This window comes from Soonwooa sp., from assembly GCF_032062245.1.
Lineage (GTDB): Bacteria > Bacteroidota > Bacteroidia > Flavobacteriales > Weeksellaceae > Soonwooa.
Window position 1 is genome coordinate 1 of record NZ_DAMBQF010000025.1, and the last position, 20220, is coordinate 20220.

Here is a 20220-nt window from a genome sequence, read left to right on the forward strand (position 1 = left end):
TCATAACCTAAAATTAATTGTTTTTTGCTAATAACTTTAGGGTTATAAAATGTCCAGTTTTTGGGGAGACTTACATAATCTAGATGTTTTTTTTAGTTTTATATTAATTAACTAAATGTATCAAAATGAAGAAAATTTTACTAAGTTGTTTCTTGGATGCTTCTTATTTTTCGCAACCACAAGTAATATTGGTAGAAAGTTTTGAAGGAACTATTAGTCCGGCTTACAATTTATCAGGGGGTATTAACCCAAATGTTTATACTTTGTCGCCGACATCGTGTGATGGGATAAAGGCTGTTGGAGGTTTCTTGGATGGTAGTGCTAATACTAGCTCCAAAACTATGGATCTTATCTATACCAAACCAGCAAATGTAACATCTAATGGTGATAATATTACCTTATCGATATCATTGATTACGATTAAAAGCCCTTAAGATACTACTGCTGCAAGAGGTGGTGTTGTTAGCTTAGTTTATAGTATTGACAATGGTGTAACTTACACTAATTTTACCACTAAAAATCTTAACCCTGATGGCGACGCTTGTACAGAAGTGGCTGGTGTGATTCCTGCTTTGACTAATGTACAGAATAGCTTAAACTAAGAGTAAGAACTGTTGCAACATCAGGCGCGCAATATAAGGCATCAAACTTCTTCGACAGTTTTGATATTATTCAAAACACAACCGTACCACCAATATGTACTAACGTCGATGTACCAGCAAATGGCGCAACAAATGTTTCTCTACGTCCAACTTTATCTTGGCCAGCTTCTCAAGGTGCTTTTGCTTATTTGTTGAGTTTAGGAACTACGCCAGGTGATGACGATATTTTATCAGAATCTGTTAATACCAACTATTTCAACGTAGGTGAAAAGAAGACATTACTAGCTGATACTAAGATCTATGCGCAGCTTATTTCTGTTAATAATGTTGGCTCAACACCAAGTTGTGAGGTTATGTATTTTACAACAGGAGCTAATCAAGTGGCAGCATATTTTGGTCCACTAATCGAAGAAGCGACTTATCCTATTACAATTGTTAATTTTGCAGGTATCAACAATTCTTCAAATGCTAGCATTAATGTAGATGAAGATCACAAATTTTTCCTAGATACACAAGCAAAAGTTAAAAAATGGACTACTTACCCAATTACTTTAATTGGAACAGGAGAAGGAGCTAATAGATTTGGATATACGGTATACATAGCCTGGAATCAAAATGGATCTTTCTTGGATGCTGGTGAAGCTTATTTTAAAACTTCAGATTTTGCAGGAGGTTCTGGTGCGACAGTTACTGTTAACAAAAATATTGCAATTCCGGCAACCGCTAAGTTAGGTGATACAAGAATGCGTGTTAAGTATAACTTTAATGCTTCTGCAACGGAAACAGGTGATGAGCTAAGTCCTTGTTTAGATATGACCTACGGTCAAACGGAGTATTATACGCTAACAGTTATTAACGATTTAGCGACTAACGAAGCTAATAAAACGTTTGCAATTGTATATCCAAATCTTTCTCTGACGTTCTTAAAATTTCTGATGCTAAAAATGTTGCGTCTATCATAATTACAGATATATCTGGAAGAACAGTTAAGACTTTAGCGCCAGCTTCAGAATTGAAATTGGATGATCTTAAAAAAAAGGAGTTTATCTAGTTACAGTTAAATTAAATAACGGTACGTCAACAACAACGAAAGTTATTAAAGAATAACTCATTTGAGTTTTGTTTATTGTAGGAGGCCGACTTTGAAAGAAGTCGTTTTTTTTTAGTTTAAATTTTAAAAGTAAAATAAGCCCTAAGGCTTATGTGGAAATAAATCTTTTAATTCGATAGATGTGTCGCCACGAGAAATTTCGCAACGTGTAAAATCGTTTTTATCAATCCTAAACTTAATTGTGATTGGATAAGAGGTATTAATTTTATTTAATTTTCGGAAGGCGTCCAAAATTTGTTGTGAGTTTAATCCAAATGTAACGGAATAATTTTTATCGTTTTTCCAACTGATATAAAAATTTTTGGGAATAGTACGAAGTTCTATTTTCCTGTCGTTTTGCAGATCAGTTATGGCATATTCTGCATGAGAAATCGCATAGAAACTGGTGATACTATCTTCAGGATTTGCTTTTTCGATCTGTGCTCGCCACCAATATTTATTGCTTATAAGTTCTCCAAAGTCGGATATTTTTGTAATATCTTCATAATCGTTATAATGACCATCAAGTGATTCTTTATTAACCAATTCTTCAATGGTACCACTTGTTTCTTTAGCATTAAAGGAAGCTACTGTTGCATAATTTAGTTGGTCGTTCTTAGCTTGATTTAGTTTAAGTAAAACTTTTCCTTTATTTTGAATTTCAAGGAAGAAAGTAGGACTTTGTTTATTTCTTAGGACTAATTTTCTAATCTTTTCGTAGGGCAATTTGGTGGCAATTCGATAAAATTTACGTTCATTTCCAGAAAAGAATCTTAGGCTAAGTGAGTCGGGTAATAAATCCTTATCATAGGTTGAAAATTTAATTTTAACACTATCAACAGTATTAACAATCTCGCCAGCCTTTTTTTTTGAATCGTAATTGAGATTTTTTTGGGATTTGTCAAAACGGTTAAAAAATGAGGCATCAATAATTTTAATTGCATTGACATCATCTTTTGAAGAGGCGGCATTGCTACTAAGGATTTCTGCTTCCCAAGTGAGTTTGTCTTGCTCTTTGTTTTTGTAACGAACAATGAGATTAAGTATTACAATAAAACCTAATGCTATCGCTAAAAATATGTTGAAAAAATCGAGTTTAGATGTTGTCATATTCCAAAATATTAATGTTGATAGGCGTGACCTAAAGCATTTAAATAACTTAATATGAAAAAAGCGGTAACCGCAACTATTATTAAAAATATATTGAATCTTTTAAAATTCTTTTGGTACCGATTATTGTCTAATTTTGCTGAAAGTCCAATCGAAATCACGGGAATAGTTAAAACCATTAAAACAAAAGCACCATCTTTTTTTAGAAAAGAAGAATCAATATAATCGAGATAATACAATGCGCCAATCTCTATACAAATGAGCAAAAATATTGTTATAAAAGGATTGTCTTTCATGATGCGTTGGTTGGCGAAATTTGTCTTTGATTGATATTATTGATTCTAATATAGAGAATATTAAAGTTCTGTTTTTAATATTTTTTGTTAAAATTTTTAATATTAACTAAAACTGTTTCTTAAATAAAAAAAATCCCACTGTCAAAAGCCAATGGGATCTCAGGTTAAAATAATTGATTAATAAATTAATCGATATGCTTAGGTGTGAAGCCGTCTTCACTAAGTTCTCTATGTTCGTAATCTGCTTTCATTTCTGCTTCGTAGTCGATAGTTTCGTCTTTTCCGAATCTTCTCAACATCGAATCAAATAAAGAATATACAACAGGTACGATAATCAAAGTCAAGAATAATGATGATGTCAAACCACCGATAATTACCCAAGCAAGACCGTTGTTCATCTCAGCACCTGCACCTTTTGCCAATGCAATTGGGATCATACCAAAGATCATCGCAATTGTCGTCATCAAGATCGGACGAAGACGTGCGTGGTTGGCTTGTATCAAAGCATCGTGAGTATTAGCCCCAGCTGCTTTTCTCATGTTAGCAAAGTCGACAATCATAATCGCGTTTTTCGCAACTAGACCAATCAACATAATCATACCTAACATGGTAAAGATGTTTAATGAATTTCCTGTTAATGCAAGAATCACCATTACCCCAATCAACGCCAACGGAATTGAGAATAATACCACAAACGGATAAACAAAACTGTCATAAAGCGATACCATTACTAGGTAAACCAAAATAATAGCGGCTAATAAAGCGATACCTAAAGTACCGAAACCTTCTGACTGGTTTTCCATATCTCCACCCCAGATGTAATCTACACCTGCAGGTTTTGTTTTTTCATTGTTCATGAACATTGCTGCCCATTCGTTTGCCACGTCTCCCGAAGGACGACCAACTACTTTAGACTGAACTTTAACAGCTGGTGATTTATCACGACGTTGTAACAAACTCGGCCCAGAACTCATCTCAACATTTGCAAACTGACTTAATCTAATTTGCTCGCCTTTATTGTTGGTGAAGATTAAGTTTTTAACATCGTCAATAGATTTTCTACTGTTGTCAGCAAATCTAATGTTGATATCATATTCGTATTCACCAGCACGGAATTTACCATCTGTATTACCGTTGAAGGCTGTCTGCATCGCTTGACCAACGCTAGAAAGATTTAGTCCTAAAGCCGCCATTTTATCACGGTCGATGTTAACACGGATTTCTGGGTTACCTGTATCGGTTGACAATTCTGAACCGATAGCACCTGGCACTTTTTTCAACAAGGCTAAAATACGTTCTGCTTCTTTAGTTGCAGTCTGTACATCTGGTGCAGTTACTACCATTTCGATAGGCGCACTTTCCGCACCCATAATACCGATTGGTGCAGTTTTAAACTCAACACCAGTGAATTTTTCTTCTAATTGTCTTTTAATTTTTGCAGACAAAATATCTGTACTTTCGCTTCTTTCTGCTTTATCAGTTAAAATAACCTGAATCTCAGATTGATAAGCTGTTGACTGAGCTGCACCCATACCGCCGGACTGTTGACCAACAGTTGTAATCATATTAACAACTTCTGGATATTGTCTCAAGAATTTTTCAACATCTAAAGTAACTTGGTTAGTTTTCTCAACAGACGCATCTTTTGGTAATTCCATTTGAACTAAGAATTCACCTTTATCTAATTTAGGGAAGAATTCTCCACCGATAAATCCAAGTCCAACTAAGCTGAAGGAAGCTATAAATACTAAAAATGTTACAATGACAGTCGTGATTCTTCGTAAAGTTGTTTTAAGACACCATTCCAGAATATCAGTAATCCAATGTGTGAAATTATCTAATTGTTTTTCGAACCAAAGGATGAACTTTTCAAATAAGTTTTTACCTGTTAAATGTTCTAATTTTCCGAATCTTGATGATAACCAAGGGATGATCGTAAATGACGCCAACAAAGATAACAAAGTTGCAATAACTACCGTAACACAAAACTGAGCTAGGATGTTTGCAACTAGACCAGTACTCATCGCAATTGGTAAGAATACTACCACAATTACCAACGTAATCGCAGTTACGGTAAATCCAATTTCGGAAGCCCCATCATAAGCCGCACGGATTTTAGATTTACCCATCTCCATGTGACGATAGATGTTTTCCAAAACCACAATCGCGTCATCCACCAAGATACCAACAACCAATGAAAGTCCTAATAAACTCATCAAGTTAAGAGTATAACCCATCAAATTCATACCAATGAAAGCCGCAATCAATGACATTGGGATTGCCACCATTACGATAACCGCGTTACGGATACTGTGTAAGAATAATAACATAACCACCGCAACCAAAATAATTGCTAAGAATAAGTCGAAAATTACGTGATCCGCAGCTGCTAATGTAAACTCTGTAGAGTCGTTAACAATATTCAATTTAATACCTTGATTAGCGTAGTTTTTCTCAACCTCCTTCATCGTTTTTTGGATACTTTCAGAAACCGCAACGGCGTTAGCATCCGATTGTTTTTTAACCTGAATTAAAATAGTAGGAAGTTGGTTGTAGCGTGCTAATTTTTCAACATCTTGTGTCGTGTCAAATACTGTTGCAATGTCAGATAATCTAACCTGTGCACCGTTGTTAGATACAACCAGGTTTCTCATATCTTCGATAGACTTATATTTACCAGCTAATCTAATCGTGGATTTTGAAGTTCTAGTTTTAACACTACCAGTAGGGAAGTCAAGGTTTGAAGATAAAATCGCTTGTTGAACTTGCCCAATAGAAAGTCCATAACCTTGCAATTTTTTCTCATCAATATTAACTTGAATTTCTCTTTCTTGTCCTCCTACAAGATCAATTTGTGCCACACCATTTACACGGGAGAAAGTAGGTTCAATTTTTTTATCCAATAAATCATAAAGCTCTTTATTATTAAGTTTATCACTTCCGATACTTAACGTCATAATTGGTAAGTCATCTAAAGAGAACTTGTTAAGAGACGGTGCTTTCGCATCATCAGGAAGGTCGGATATGATGGCGTTAACTTTACGTTGAGCATCATTTAATGCAAAATCTACATCGGCACCTGGATTCAATTGGACCATAATAACCGAAAGACTTTCATAAGATGAAGCTTCTACTTTTTTTACGTTTTCTAAGGAACCAACGGCATCTTCTATTTTACGAGTAACCGATGTCTCCACCTCACTTGGTGAAGCACCTGGATAGATCGTAGAAATGGTTACCATATTGGTTTCAAATTTCGGTATTAGCTCGTATCCCATCATGGAATAACTAAGCAATCCGCCCAACGTTAGCAATGTAAATAATACAATGACTAAGGTTGGTCTTTTAATCGATATTTCTGCTAACTTCATGTTTAATCTACTTTACAATATTGACTTTGGAACCATCGTTAAGGTTGATTTGTCCGCTGGTAATAACTTGTTCGCCACCGTTTAATCCAGCTAAAATTTGTACTTTATCACCATAAACTTTTCCTGTTGTTACTTTGACCATTTTCGCAACACCGTTGTCCACGATAAATAATTGACCAGAGCTAACTCCATTAACGAAAGCGTCTGCAGGTACAGTTAACATATTTTGAGTTTCGGCACCATGATTAGTTTTAAAGATAGCAGTTGCGTACATACCTGCTTTCAATTGACCATTGTTGGCAACTTCGATCTCAACTGGGAAGTTAAGAGATGCGTCAGCTTTAGGAGCGATAAAAGTAATTTTACCAGCAAAAGAGTCTTCAGGAAGTACGTTAACATTGATTTTAACAACTTGACCTAATTGGATTCTTCCAACTTGGCTTTCGTCTACTAATACCGAAAGTTTAACCGTATTAATATTTACAATTTCGAACATTGGCGTACCTGGAGATACAACAGCGCCTGGCTCGATTAATCTTTTGTTAATCGTTCCGCTGATACCTGCACGTACAGTTGCGTTGTTAACTCTTACACCTTGTGCACGAACTGCTGCTTGCGCATTTTTTAGTTGTAGTCTTGAGTTATCCACTTGTTGTTTTGTAACACCTCCAGTTTTGAAAGCATTTTCGTAACGTTGGTTATCGATAATTGCATTTTGAAGGTTGTTTTGAGCTTGTGTCATATCTACTTCAATAGCATCTTTTTTGATGGTTGCAACAACTTGTCCTGCATTAACACGAGAACCTTCTTTTACAAGAACGCTAATAACACGACCTGCAATTTCTGAAGAAAGATTGGTTTCAGCCTTTGGGATGAAAGTACCATTCGCAGAATAATCTGTATCGATATTTGATCTTGTAGCTGTGATAACATTAACGTTAATTTTATCTACTTGCTTCGCTACTTCTGCTACTTTTGCGGTCTGTTCTTCTTTGTTGGATGTAATTTTGTAAACGAACAATCCTAAAAGAATTGCAGCAACGATTACATATATTAAAGTTTTTTTCATTTTCTGAATAGTTTATTATGGTTGAGTTAATGTGTTGAGTTCTCCTTTAGCTTTTATTAACTGGATTTCAGCTTGTTTGTAATCTAACAATGCGTTTGCATAATTTTGTCTTGCTTGCGTTAATGCATTTTCTGAATCTAAAAGTTCAGTTAGATTTGCAAGTCCATATTGGTAGTTAGATTGCGTGTTTTTTTGTACTTTTTCTGCAAGTTCAACATTGTCTTTCATGCTGTTAAGATTAATTAAAGCATTCTCGATATTTGTTACAGAGTTTTTGTAATCTAAGTTTAGGCTTTGTTTTGTATTTTCGATATCTTGTTCTACATCTAGAATATCAATCTCCGCTTGTTGGATTCTTGCTTTTGTAGCACCACCAGTAAAAATTGGGATGTTAACATTTAATCCAATTGATGCAAAGTCACTCCAGTTAACACCGTTGTTAGAGCCATTGGTTAAAGGAAACTTGGTTCCCATCCCGTAAAAACCGTATTGTCCTTGTAGACCAACTGTTGGATAATGCGCTGCTTCAGTAGCTTTTTTATTAAACTGAAGAAGTTCTTTTTGTTTTTCTAAAACTTTAACCTCCGAACGGTTATTTATATTTGCTAAAGATTCGATTAACTCAGGCTTAGGCTCGATGCTCTTCTCTTCTAAAGTAATCTCGGTCTCTACTGGAATTCCCATATAGAATTTTAAAGCATTTTTAGTTAATTCTACAGCATTAGTAATACGTTGTTTATTAGATGAGATATTTGTTAGTTGTACATTAGTTCTGTCTAGGTCAATTTGTTTTGCAAGACCATTATCAACAAGACTTTTGATGATATTTCTAACTTTCTCAGTATTACTATAACTAGCTTCTAGTGTTCTAAGATTTTCTTCTTGTACAAAAACATTATAGTAGGCAGTTGCTACATTGGTAATGATTTGTTCGTTAGTTAGTTGAGCATTAAGAATATAAAATTCTCGAGTCGATTTTGCAGCCTTTAGACCGATAAAAACTTTTTGATCAAAAATTGCTTGGTTGACCGTTGCAGCGATGTTGGACGTCCAAGGTTGTCCCATCTTAACAACCATTCTTTCTCCACCGAATTCTAAAACAGATTCTTGAATAACAGGGTTGTAAGTTAGATTACCGCCAACATGTACTTGTGGTAATGCACCAGCACGCGCTTCGTCGATTTTGTACTCTGCTTTTTGCACTTGCAAAGCAGCTTTCTTGGCTTCGGCTTTGTTAGCTAATGCCTTCTGAATTGCTTCTTGTAAAGAAACAGATTCTTGCGCATAAGCTGAGAAAATACCGAACACTAATAGCGCACCTGATAATATGGCTTTCGCTTTGTAATTAGTGTAATGTTTCATATGATTAAATTCTACGTTTTACTAATTTTTAAAAATGGTGCTTAGGATAACATCTTTACGCTCTTTCAGAAGTCGTTCGTATGTTTCGTTGCTCATTTCCATTGTTTTTTGGAAAAGTGGTCGCATACATGTTGGGAAAGACAGTAATGATGCTAGATTCAGGATGAATTGTTCCGTACTAATAGGACTGATATTTCCTTGCTCAATTTCTTCTTTCAATTCACTATCTAGTTTTTCCATTGTTTTTTGCATGTCTTCTGGCGTTTTGTAGGCACAACCTTGGTTCATTTGTGTGACAATGTATATCTCTAAAAAAGGATATTGCATCGCAGAAGACATTGAGTTTTCTATAAATTCGGTTAATCTGTCACGGAAGGTCATTTCGGATTTCATGATAGCATCCGATTTTTCTTTTTCCTTAAGTAAAGCTTCTTCAAAAACTAGATTAAAAAGATTGTCTCGTGATCTGAAATAATAATTAATCAAAGTACGGTTAACGCCAGCAGCATCGGCAATCTCCTGCGTAGTCGCATTAAATTTGCCTTCTCCGAAAAACAGCTTCTTTGCGGTCTTGCGGATAAGTGCTTCTGTATCGTCTTTTTTAATTTCTTGACTCATTTAATTATGTTTAACAAAAAAGTTTGACAAAATTATTAAATTTTCATATTTAACAAAAATGTCAATAATCAATTAACAAAAAATTAACAATTGAAAACGAATAATTGAGGGCTGTTGTTCACCAATACCTAAAACGTTATATTTGTTAATGCTTGATAATTAGTTTTTAAGACCTAACTTATTCGATTTCAGTAATATTAATAATTGTGCCACTTTATGATTTGACTTATAAAATATGTTAATAATCATGTTTTTATATCCCAAATGAGGATTAAGTTTTAAATAATTTCTAATTTTGTTAAAAATGTAGTAATGTGAATAGAAATAATGTAATTTGGAAAGAATATTCAATTATTGGTTCCCAAAACGATAAAACACGTCTCGAATTTTCTAATTTTGGAGAAATAAAATCTTATAGTGTTAATTGTCCCGAAGGTCGATTGATAAACGGTGGATTACAAGGTGGTTATCCAATTGTTAGATTCAAAAGATTAGGTGAGATGGATGAAGCTTCTTCAAATCTTTTACAAGAATTGCAAAAAGAGATTGATGAGTTACGTTCAATAATTAAAGAAAAAAATGTAATCCTACGAAAGAAAACCACAACTTATGAAGAAAGTCGTAAGATTGAACGTTATCTCCAACCGCGAAAAGAACTAGTAGAAAAATTATTAAAAAGACTTTCTAAAGAACGAGCCAAGATTAATAAAAAGCGTTCGGTTTATTATCAAGTTTTAGTTCATAAAGCAATTGCAGAATTATTTATCGAAAATGATAATCCGATTGAAAAACAATTTGTCATTCATCTTAACTATGATAAACAAGATAATCGTGTGGAGAATCTAGCTTGGGCAACCAAAGATGAAGTTGTCGAACATGGTCTTAAAAGTCCAAAATGGATTAAACATAATCTAAAGCTTGAACGCCGCGAAAAACCTAAAAGAGATCACGCAAAATTATCTTATAGTGATGTCGTTTTTATTAAAAGAAAACTAGATAAAGGCGAACCAATGGCAAGGTTAGCGCGTCGATTTGGTGTCTCTGACATGCAAATACATCGCATTAAAACTGGTGAAAATTGGGGTGATGTCAAATTAACTTTTAGCAAAGAAGAAAAAGAATGACGAGAAGTATTATCCGAAGTTCAGAATTAATTTCTGAACTTTTTTATTTTTCGTAAATTTGCTGTCTTCTATATTATAAGAAGTTTTACTTTATGGAATTAATACATCGCAATCTTCTCATAGGCATCCACGACGCTTTGCAAGAGACCTTTTTTCAAGAAAAAAAATATGCTGATAAAGTTATCGAAAGACTTTTGAAAGCGAATAGAAAATGGGGAAGTCAAGATCGACAAGTTGTTTCGGAGATTTTTTACAACATTATCCGTTGGAAAAAACGTCTGGAATATTATATGGGCGAAGGTGTGAAACCAAATAATGTTTACAAATTAATTTTGGCATATTTACTTTGGAGTAAGTCGCATTATAAAAAGTTTGAAGAATTTGATGGTGTTAAAACTGCCGATATTCTTAATAAACTTAAAAAAGGTTACATCCCAACAAAGGCTATTGAATATTCGATTCCAGATTGGTTGGCAGAAACCATGGAGAAAGAATTGGGACCAAAATGGGAGAAAGAGATGTTAGCGCTTAACGAGCAAGCACCGACAGTTCTTAGAACTAATACTTTGAAAACGTCACCGAAAGAATTGGTGGCAGACCTTCAAGACGAGGGCGTTCGTGCTTTTACGATACACGGTTATCCAGATGCTGTACAGTTGGAAGAGAAGAAAAATGTGTTTTTGACATCGGCTTTCAAAGATGGATTGTTCGAAGTTCAAGATGCGTCTTCTCAAACGATTGGACAACTATTGGATCCGAAAGAAGGCATGCGTGTTGTTGATGCTTGTGCTGGCGCAGGAGGGAAAACTTTGCATTTAGCAGCTTTGATGAAAAACAAGGGTCAAATTATCGCATTAGATATTTTTGAATGGAAATTGGCAGAATTAAAACGTCGTGCTAAACGTGCTGGCGCTCATAATATCGAAGCGCGTTTTATTTCGGATTCTAAAGTTATTAAACGACTTCATAATACAGCGGATCGATTGTTGATCGATGCACCTTGTTCTGGACTTGGCGTGTTGAAACGTAATCCAGATTCTAAATGGAAAATCGATCAAGATTTTATTATTAGAATTAAAAAAGAGCAAGAGCAAATTCTTCAAGATTATTCTAAAATTATTAAAAAAGGAGGTCAAATGATCTATGCAACTTGTTCTATTTTGCCATCGGAAAATAATCTTCAAGTCGAAAAATTCTTAGCCAACAATCCTGATTATTCTTTGGTTAAAGAAGAAAAAATTATGCCTAGCCAAGGCTACGACGGATTCTATATGGCTTTGATAAAGAGAGATAATTAAATTTAAATTAAATAAAACTAAGTAAAGTCATCATTTAGAATAATTCTAAAAGAAGTGAAAATGCTTAGCTTTGCATAATAAAATATTACAGAAATGTTCGAAACAGATATCATTATTATAGGCGCAGGTCCAACAGGATTATTTGCAGTATTCGAAGCGGGATTATTAAAATTGAGATGTCATCTTATCGATGCGTTGCCCCAACCCGGCGGACAGTTGTCGGAGTTGTATCCCAAAAAACCGATTTTCGATATTCCTGGTTTTCCAAGTGTTGACGCTGGCGTTTTAGTTGATAATTTGATGGAACAAATCAAACAATTCGAACCTCAATTTTCTCTTTCAGAAAAAGCAATGAGCTATGAGAAAACTGAGGAAGGAGATTTTATCGTAACTACAAGTCGTGGTACCAAAATTAAAGGAAAAGCTATTGCAATTGCTGGTGGATTGGGAAGTTTTGATCCTCGTAAACCCGAATTAGAAAATCTTGAAAAATTTGAAGAAAACGGTGTTGAGTATTTTGTGAGAAATCCAGAAATGTTCCGCGACAAAAAAATTGTAATTGCGGGTGGTGGAGATTCAGCTTTGGACTGGTCGATTTTCTTGGCGGATGTTGCATCGGATGTAACCTTAATCCATAGAAGAAATGAATTTCGTGGTGCTTTAGACTCAGTTGAGAAAGTTGCTGCGCTTAAGAAAGCTGGCAAAATCAATCTGATTACGCCTGCCGAAGTAACTGGCTTGATAGGAGAGGAGAAACTTACTGCAATCGAAGTTACAAAAGGCGAAGAAAAAGAAATCATCGAAACCGATTATTTAATTCCTTTGTTCGGATTGACGCCAAAACTTGGTCCATTAGGCGATTGGGGATTAGATATTGAGAAAAATGCCATTAAAGTTAATAATGCTTTAGATTATCAAACCAATATCGATGGCATCTACGCGATTGGTGATGTTAACACATATCCAGGAAAGTTGAAGTTGATTCTTTGTGGTTTCCATGAGGCTACTTTGATGTGTCAAAGTGTTTATAACAGACTTAATCCAGGTAAGAAATTCGTTCTTAAATATACAACGGTTTCTGGTATTGATGGATTTGATGGTACAAGAAAAGAAGCTGAAAAAGCAGTTGTAAAATCAATTGATTAATCAGATTTAAATACAAAATCAAAAGCCTAAGTTGACTAGACTTAGGCTTTTTTTGTAATAGATAAATGATAAAATTAGTGTAGTTAGTTTGGTATGAGAAAATAAACATGGCTTTAGTAATTCGGTTGAGAAAACATTTATAAAACGCTTTATTTCTTATCATCTATCTGTGTCAAATGTAAAGGCTTATTTTCATAAAAAAAATACCTAGTTCTAGGTATTTTTAAAGCATTATTAGATTTCCTTTATACCTAATATTTATTAACTTTGTAGAAAAGATTTTAAAATGTCAGATGTAAATATTACCATTATAGATAGGGATGGTGTCTCTCATGATATTGCGGCGCCAACTGATATGGCAATGAGTCTTATGGAGGTGATTCGCGCTTACGAATTGGTGCCTGAAGGGACTATTGGTATTTGTGGTGGTCTCGCGATGTGCGCTTCTTGCCAATGTTATGTTGTTAGCGAGAATGTTGCGTTGCCAGAGATGCAAGTCGATGAAGAAGCTATGTTGGATGAAGCCTATAATGTAAAGCCGAATAGTAGACTAAGCTGCCAGATTCCTGCAACGGATGATCTAGAAGGACTAGTTATAGAGTTAGCCCCAGAAAGTTAATCTAGGGCTTTTTTGTTTTTACTGATTGATAAATTTTGTACTCTTAATTGTTCCGTCGTTATTTTCGATGATACACAAATAATAAGAGTCTTTCAGACTTTCTAAAGAGATTGAATTAGAATTTGGATTCAATACTTCTTTCACAATACGTCCAGAGGCATCCATAATTTTCAAAGTTTTGACGCTTTTGAAATCGATATTTAAAAGTTTTAAAATTTTATGTTCGACAGCAATTTTCAAATCATTTTTATTAATATTTTGGTTTTGAACGGCTAAAAAAGCTTGGCTAGATTTGGCTGCCTCGATGATGAATTCTAGACCTAGTTTTGTAAATTTTGCGGCGTGATTTGCATTATTTCCGCTAATGGATAATTTGTCGTTAGAGCTGTGGATGTACGGATTAGAATTGTTAAAACTGGCTTCAAAAGGGAAGGCCGCGTTATAACCATTTTGTGCCCAACTAAAGTGATCCGAGCAACCGTAATTACAGATTGTATTGCCGTAAGTGAAGGCATTAGAACCCGTTTTATTATAATGTTCCATGAGTTCTATTAAAAACAGGTTAAGGTCGTTGCTATTGTAAGAATCTGTGGTTAGATATACATCTTTGTTCGATCCTTTATAATTTGTCATGTCAAACTGAACATAAGCTACCACGTTTTTATTGTTATTTGCATAGTTGGTTGCGACTTCATTAGAGCCGACTAATCCCACTTCTTCCGCTGAAAAAGCCATCATTTCGATAGTTTTTTGAGGCTTAAATTTGATGTCCAAAAGTACACGAAGCATTTCCGTGATGCTCGCAATTCCTGAGGCATTGTCGTCAGCACCAGGTGCTTGCCCCGAAAAAGAAATAGAGTCTAGATGACCACCGATAATTACTGATTCGTTAGGAGTTGTGTTACCATTTATCTTTAAAAGTACTGAAGGCATCGGCGTTCCAGTATGATTAAAAAGTTCAACACTGATGTCTGTACGACCAGCTGCTGCGATCATGCTTTCCCATTTTGCTTTAAGATCTAGTGCAGCTTGTTTGCCTTCTGCATTGTCGTGTCGACGAGTGCCATAAGCTTCTAATGTCAAAATGTGATTTTTGATATTGTCTGCATTTACTTTTCCGATACTGTGGTTAACCCAATCGTTTTCAGTAATTGTCAAATTGAGAAGCTGAGGAGATTTGCTAGCTTTTTTATTTAGAACGTCTAGGGCAGTTTCAGCACTGTTTTGATAAACGAATCCAGGACCGTGCGTAAGGATATTTCTGTGTAAATGATGCGCTGCCTCTTCAGTTAAAAGAACGGCAGATTGATTGTCAATCGTTTTTAAAATCGAAACTTCTTTCGGGAAAAGTTCTTGTAATGCTTTGGCACTTTTGCCATCCATTGTCGCATGGAAGCTTTGATTATCTTGACCGAATAAAGCGCCGTAAAGGAATACCGCTGCTAAAAGTGGTAATTGTTTTTTCATAAGTTATTTTTAAGTTAGGTCTTGTAAAGATAAAGGTTTAGTAAAAATAAATTGAATTTTATATAATATTTTTAAATTTTGATTGGTTTTGAAATAGATTTTTGTTTCTAATTGTTATTAAATTTTATTTCGATGTAACATTTTTTGATTTTGAATTATCTTTCTTTTATAAGGTTGAAACATGAACAGAATTTTTACATTTCCATTTATCATTTTATCTGGATTTTTCTTTGCACAAGAGCAACAAGTCACTCAAGATACTATATAGCAATCTGCAGAAATACAAGAGGTTTTAGTTAAAGCGCAACGCAAAAAAAACAATTTATTGACAAGTCGGTGTATAGCTTTGATGAAGAAGCTTTGAAGAAAGCGCGCTATGCAAACGATTTATTAAAAACGCTTCCCGAATTACAATATGGTCCTATTACGAAAAGTGTCGCTAGTACTAAAGGTGGAACTACCTTAATGCTCATTAACGGTGTAGAAGCTACCGAGTTGTAAAAGCGGTCGATAGGTCCAGAAAATGTTGTGCGTGTCGAATATTATGATAATCCACCAACGCATTGGGCAACTAGAGCAGATCAAGTTGTCAATGTAATTACCAGAAACCCTGAGACTGGTTATGTTTTTGGAGCTGATGTTAGTTCAGCGGTAACGACACGCTTTGTTGACGCTTCTGCTTCTGCGAGTTATACGGTAGTATCTCACTAACTGTGTAAGTTGAAAAGTTATTTCCGAAAATTTTTCATTCCAGTATAATTTCAATTTTCCTGTCTATACTTTAAGCGATGCTTTTTTGTCTACCAACGAAAATAAAAGTCACTTTTTTGCAAGTTACAAACTTGATAACTGTACGTTTTCAACAGGCTTTTATTGGTTAGGAATGCCGTCTCCTTATCTGATAAAAAGTTTGTCCGAAAGTCTTGTAAATTATACTGCTAAAACAGAAATAATGAATAACAAGTCGATGTTTGTCATTGGTCTAAGTTATGATTTTCCGAAAGGTAAGAAGAACCAAATTGACAAAAAACTTAATAATGATACAGCGCCTCCAGCCACATTTTAAAATTTTAAATAAAAAGACTTTAGAAATTTCTAAAGTCTTTTTTAATCTTTATTAAGGTTAAACGAAATGTTAATTTTTGTTCCTTCTGATTCTTTACAGATATTAAAAGTACCGCCAACACTTTCGGCTCTAGACTTCATGGTGGTTAGTCCATAACCATCAACACGTGCTTGTTGTATCCCGATACCATTGTCTTGGATGGAAATACGAATGAAATTTTGACCTTCAACAGCATCAAAAATAACGCGTGTTGCTTGGCTGTGTTTTACAATATTGTGACAAGCTTCTTTGATGATTAACAATACATTTCGACGTAACTCTGCGCTAACGATTATGTCAGGATTCTCGATATCTTGTTGCTGCGTAAATTGAATTTTTGTTTTAGATAAATAACTTTCGACGTAGTTTTTACAGTAATACAGCATTTTTCTAACATTGTCGTTGGAGGAGTTGAGTGACCACAAAATCTCACGCATCGACAGATTAATCTCTTCAGAAATTCTTATAAGCTCCTCAATTTCGGATTTACTAATGCTTTTGTTATCGATGTTATGTTTCAGTATTTCCGATTGCAGTTTTATGGCGGAAAGTCCTGCGCCAATATCATCATGCATATCGTGAGAAATCCTTTCTCGCTCGGATTGTAAAGATTTATGTTTTTCTATTTCCTTTTGTAGGAGAATATTTTTATGCTCAATATCTTTAATTTGGCTTTCCTTGATATGGTTGATTTGGTTTTTCTTATAAAGTAAAATCACAAAAATAATGAAGCCCAAAAAAAGTAGCAAAAGCGCAACAGCGAATGCAAACGTTAATTTTACTTCGTATGCGACAGTCAGAATCATATTTTACAAGTCGCAGCTTTTGAAAACAAAAGATATGAAAATAAGAGCGCTACTTGAAAACTTTTAGCGATTAATCGTAAAAAATCAATATCAACGACATTAAGCAGATTAGTAGGTACAATTCTAAAAATAAATACAATAGTAAAGAATAATACGCTAGTTGCTACCCAAAAATTTTTGTTTTTTATAAATAGGTGGTAGATCTGTATTTTTAAGTTGTAAGAAAAACCATCGTAAACTTAAGAACGTGTAGGTAACGCACAAAATAACACTTAGTATAATTTGATAATTGGCTTCTGTCCCGAAAAATATGGCACTTATTATTATATTGATAATTGCTAAAATCCAGCTAAGTTTTTTGTTTTTTTCTTCTGTGCTGAAGTAGTAAATGAAAAATAGACTGTAAAGCGGAATTGTTAAAATATACAGACTATAAGGCATTATTTCAATCATATTCAGAATTTCGCTAATAAAAACTACTCCAAAATAAAGCCACAAAAAATGTTGTTCTGTCTTTCTATTGATGATAGAAGATACAAAACATAAGAAAACAACAAATAGATAAATGTACAGTATTAGCATGAGCTAGCTATGAAACTTAGATCTTATAAACTGAATTAGATGTTTTATCCATGATTTATTGTTTTCCTACGCATAAGGAAATATCTATGATTTTTTAATAAATCTACAATAAGAATTTGTTATGATTCAGTTTATTAAGAGCTTCCACTTTATTGTTAACATTTAACTTTCTGTAGATACTTCCAACGTGTTTTTTTACAGTTTCTGTCGATACGCCTTTATTAGCGGCGATTTCTTTATATTGCAAACCTTCTGCTAGACCTTGTAATATATACTTTTCAGTTGTAGTGAGTTCTTCTACCATTTGGAAGTCTTGTTCTTGATTTTGAAAATGACATAATACTTTTTTTGCAATGTTATTACTCATTGGACTACCGCCATTTTTTGCTGTAATGATGGCTTGTATAATCTTTTCAAGACTTTCACCTTTTACGAGATAACCAACAGCAGCGCTACGCAATGCATCAAAAACTTTATCATCGTCTTCGTGATTGGTGCAAATAATGAACTGTATTCTGGAGTTTTTGATTTTGATAGTGCGAATAACGTTCGTACCCCAAGAATCATAGAGTTGCAAATCCATTAATACAATGTCTGGATCTAGATCTGCCAAACTATCCAAAGCTGCTTTGCCAGAAAAAAATTGCCCAACGCAATTCATTTGGTTATTATAGTCGATAACCTTTTTCAATGTGTTGTTCTAGTTTTTATCGTCCTCGACAATAGCAACTTGGATTTTCATGGTTATTAGTTATATAAAGATTAATAATTGAGCGATAATTTCCAATACCGAATTTGGGGTATATATTTGTTATATAAAGTTAAGAATATTGGTGAATAAATTTTTGTAAATTTTGAAAATTTGATAGAAATTTATTAAAATTACCAATTCATTTTTCATAAAATTATATTGTTATTCTAATGTTGACGAGTTTTTTAAAAATTCATTTTTATTTGTTAAATGTATTCAGATTTTTCTTCTTCGTTTTTGTTTTTTGAAACTTGTAATCTTTCGAAATATTTTAATAAATCTCTTTTGTAAAGAAAATAAGTCCTACTTAGTAATCTTGCATTCTCGTTAATTGCCAAAAATAACATATTAAGGTTATAGGTAAAATATTCTCCTGTACGGAAGTAGATTAATTCATTATTTACAAAATATTCCAAATCTTTTCGTGTCAAAGGAAGAATTTGGTCGTCGTAAAGCGGATTATTCACAATTAATTTTGTGCGCTCCTTAAGTTCTTTTTCTTGCTTTTTTATGTTTTCAAAATTCTTTTTAATAGTATCATCATTTGTTCTTACGCTGACGAAGGCTAAAGCATCATTAAGGTTGAGTGAAAGTTGTGTACGATCATCACATTGTTGATCCCCATCATATTGACCCTGGAACTTTTCTTCAAATTGTTTGTTCAAAGAACGGATTCCGTATAAGTATGCGAGGATATTTTTATCATTTATAGAAATTAAATTTTTAATCCTTTCCACTTCAGACTCGAGAGTCATAACTAATTTGGAAGCTTGTTTTTCTGTATGTTTTGTGCCGTCTTAGTCAAAAGTGTTAATGTCTGTTTGTCCTTCTGCAATTGCATTTATAGTATTAATGTCGCTTTCTAATTTGAACCTCTTCCTTATTTGTAAAATAAATCCATGCGCTTTCGTTGTTTTATCTTTAATAATATTGAATTTGTTGAGACGTGCAATTCGGTCTTTTGTGGATGGATGTGATGCCCATTGATTGCTAAGCACCAATTTTGATTTATTAAATAAAGACGCGTCCTCTTGTGTTACTAAGGGTAGATTGTATTTGTAATTTAATTGACTGTCTTTCGCTAAAAAATTCATGACAAAGCTTTGTTCGGTATATAAGTTTTGACTGACTTTAGCTTCGTCAAATTTTTGATTATAAACATCACTGACTGAAGAATATGCAGAATTTGCAAGATCTAGTCTTAGTAAAGATTCGGACAAAGCTTCGGAGCCAGCGACCTTTGCAGCAACTTCATCCGCATGGAATTCCGTTTCTAGAGATAAAGCCATGTATTTTAGGTTTACAACCGAATACATCGATCTTAAAATTTTCTCTATAATGCCGATAAAAAAGCCCGCCAATCCACCCAAAAATGAAAAATAACCACTTGACTGTGTAAAGCTTCTTATGTGATTTTCAAACGCTTCATCTTCGTTAACGTGGTAAAAGATAATTTGGTTAACATTATAAACGAATCTTCCTACTTTCATGGATTTTTGCGAAAAATGACCAAATTCGTGAGCAAGAATAGCTTTCAGTTCTTGTGCTGTTGTGGCGTTGAACAATCCCAGTCCAATGTTAAGGTTTTTTTTGACTGGTTCAATCATGCTCCAAAAGCTGGAGTTATAAAATACACTAGCATTAACTTCATTTGGCAGGAAAATCTTTTTTGGTACATCAGTTCCAACTTCTGCGACAATCTCATCAATTAATGAAAATAGTTTTGGTTGATGTTCTCTTTTTATTTCAACAAGATGCGCATTGTTATTTTCATGTTTTTTGAAAAATTATTTTTAGTGAAAAC

At 34.0% G+C, this 20220-nt stretch carries 21 protein-coding genes; 9 read left to right on the forward strand and 12 right to left on the reverse strand.

Translation table 11 applies throughout. From position 1 onward, the window contains the following. Positions 1-125: 125 nt before the first annotated feature. Complete coding sequence (locus RT037_RS10905) at positions 126-434, forward strand: hypothetical protein (protein ID WP_313031072.1); 309 nt, start codon at positions 126-128, stop codon at positions 432-434. A 356-nt stretch (positions 435-790) separates the two neighbouring features. Next, positions 791-1564: a GEVED domain-containing protein gene (locus RT037_RS10910; protein WP_313031074.1), complete on the forward strand. Its 774-nt coding sequence runs from the start codon at positions 791-793 to the stop codon at positions 1562-1564. A 230-nt stretch (positions 1565-1794) separates the two neighbouring features. On the opposite strand, the gene RT037_RS10915 is transcribed toward RT037_RS10910, so the two are convergent. The 6 genes from RT037_RS10915 to RT037_RS10940 form a co-directional block, all read right to left on the reverse strand. Continuing rightward, complete coding sequence (locus RT037_RS10915) at positions 1795-2802, reverse strand: hypothetical protein (RefSeq protein WP_313031077.1); 1008 nt, start codon at positions 2800-2802, stop codon at positions 1795-1797. An 11-nt stretch (positions 2803-2813) separates the two neighbouring features. Further along, positions 2814-3098 carry a hypothetical protein gene (locus RT037_RS10920; RefSeq protein ID WP_313031080.1) on the reverse strand — a complete coding sequence of 95 codons (285 nt, stop codon included), beginning with the start codon at positions 3096-3098 and terminating at the stop codon, positions 2814-2816. 185 nt (positions 3099-3283) lie between these two features. Further along, positions 3284-6469, reverse strand: coding sequence for an efflux RND transporter permease subunit (locus RT037_RS10925; RefSeq protein WP_313031082.1), 3186 nt, complete (start codon positions 6467-6469; stop codon positions 3284-3286). A 7-nt stretch (positions 6470-6476) separates the two neighbouring features. After that, positions 6477-7538 (reverse strand): efflux RND transporter periplasmic adaptor subunit, encoded by a 1062-nt coding sequence (locus RT037_RS10930; protein ID WP_313031085.1) that lies wholly within the window; start codon positions 7536-7538, stop codon positions 6477-6479. 15 nt (positions 7539-7553) lie between these two features. Continuing rightward, positions 7554-8900: a TolC family protein gene (locus RT037_RS10935; RefSeq protein ID WP_313031088.1), complete on the reverse strand. Its 1347-nt coding sequence runs from the start codon at positions 8898-8900 to the stop codon at positions 7554-7556. 21 nt (positions 8901-8921) lie between these two features. Continuing rightward, the gene (locus tag RT037_RS10940; protein WP_313031091.1) at positions 8922-9518 is read right to left on the reverse strand and encodes a TetR/AcrR family transcriptional regulator; all 597 of its coding nucleotides are present in this window, start codon (positions 9516-9518) and stop codon (positions 8922-8924) included. A gap of 314 nt (positions 9519-9832) precedes the next feature. Between RT037_RS10940 and RT037_RS10945 the strand changes: the two genes are divergently transcribed. The 4 genes from RT037_RS10945 to RT037_RS10960 all read left to right on the forward strand — a co-directional run bounded on the left by RT037_RS10945 (position 9833) and on the right by RT037_RS10960 (position 13705). Beyond that, positions 9833-10642, forward strand: coding sequence for an HNH endonuclease (locus RT037_RS10945; protein WP_313031092.1), 810 nt, complete (start codon positions 9833-9835; stop codon positions 10640-10642). Positions 10643-10734: 92 nt separating this feature from the next. Then, complete coding sequence (locus RT037_RS10950) at positions 10735-11940, forward strand: class I SAM-dependent methyltransferase (protein ID WP_312322853.1); 1206 nt, start codon at positions 10735-10737, stop codon at positions 11938-11940. A 93-nt stretch (positions 11941-12033) separates the two neighbouring features. Then, the gene (locus RT037_RS10955; RefSeq protein WP_313031095.1) at positions 12034-13086 is read left to right on the forward strand and encodes an NAD(P)/FAD-dependent oxidoreductase; all 1053 of its coding nucleotides are present in this window, start codon (positions 12034-12036) and stop codon (positions 13084-13086) included. Between the two features lie 286 nt (positions 13087-13372). Next, positions 13373-13705, forward strand: a complete 333-nt coding sequence (locus RT037_RS10960; RefSeq protein WP_313031097.1) for a 2Fe-2S iron-sulfur cluster-binding protein — start codon at positions 13373-13375, stop codon at positions 13703-13705. An 18-nt stretch (positions 13706-13723) separates the two neighbouring features. Here RT037_RS10960 and RT037_RS10965 read toward each other — a convergent pair whose 3' ends face one another. Next, complete coding sequence (locus tag RT037_RS10965) at positions 13724-15172, reverse strand: M20/M25/M40 family metallo-hydrolase (protein ID WP_313031101.1); 1449 nt, start codon at positions 15170-15172, stop codon at positions 13724-13726. A 336-nt stretch (positions 15173-15508) separates the two neighbouring features. Here RT037_RS10965 and RT037_RS10970 point away from each other — a divergent pair, with 336 nt between their 5' ends. The 3 genes from RT037_RS10970 to RT037_RS10980 all read left to right on the forward strand — a co-directional run bounded on the left by RT037_RS10970 (position 15509) and on the right by RT037_RS10980 (position 16238). Then, positions 15509-15673, forward strand: a complete 165-nt coding sequence (locus RT037_RS10970) for a hypothetical protein (protein WP_313031104.1) — start codon at positions 15509-15511, stop codon at positions 15671-15673. 27 nt (positions 15674-15700) lie between these two features. After that, positions 15701-15883, forward strand: a complete 183-nt coding sequence (locus RT037_RS10975; RefSeq protein WP_313031108.1) for a hypothetical protein — start codon at positions 15701-15703, stop codon at positions 15881-15883. Positions 15884-15968: 85 nt separating this feature from the next. Further along, positions 15969-16238: a hypothetical protein gene (locus RT037_RS10980; protein WP_313031111.1), complete on the forward strand. Its 270-nt coding sequence runs from the start codon at positions 15969-15971 to the stop codon at positions 16236-16238. Between the two features lie 41 nt (positions 16239-16279). Here the strand turns inward: RT037_RS10980 and RT037_RS10985 are convergent, their stop codons facing one another. The 5 genes from RT037_RS10985 to RT037_RS11005 all read right to left on the reverse strand — a co-directional run bounded on the left by RT037_RS10985 (position 16280) and on the right by RT037_RS11005 (position 20023). After that, positions 16280-17083, reverse strand: coding sequence for a sensor histidine kinase (locus RT037_RS10985; RefSeq protein WP_313031113.1), 804 nt, complete (start codon positions 17081-17083; stop codon positions 16280-16282). Between the two features lie 156 nt (positions 17084-17239). Continuing rightward, the gene (locus tag RT037_RS10990; protein WP_313031116.1) at positions 17240-17536 is read right to left on the reverse strand and encodes a hypothetical protein; all 297 of its coding nucleotides are present in this window, start codon (positions 17534-17536) and stop codon (positions 17240-17242) included. A gap of 232 nt (positions 17537-17768) precedes the next feature. Next, the gene (locus RT037_RS10995) at positions 17769-18356 is read right to left on the reverse strand and encodes a response regulator transcription factor (protein WP_313031119.1); all 588 of its coding nucleotides are present in this window, start codon (positions 18354-18356) and stop codon (positions 17769-17771) included. 266 nt (positions 18357-18622) lie between these two features. Beyond that, positions 18623-19171, reverse strand: a complete 549-nt coding sequence (locus RT037_RS11000; protein ID WP_313031123.1) for a hypothetical protein — start codon at positions 19169-19171, stop codon at positions 18623-18625. A gap of 42 nt (positions 19172-19213) precedes the next feature. Continuing rightward, a complete protein-coding gene (locus tag RT037_RS11005; protein ID WP_313031125.1) occupies positions 19214-20023 on the reverse strand; it encodes a M48 family metalloprotease in 810 nt (269 codons plus the stop codon). Positions 20024-20220: the final 197 nt, after the last annotated feature.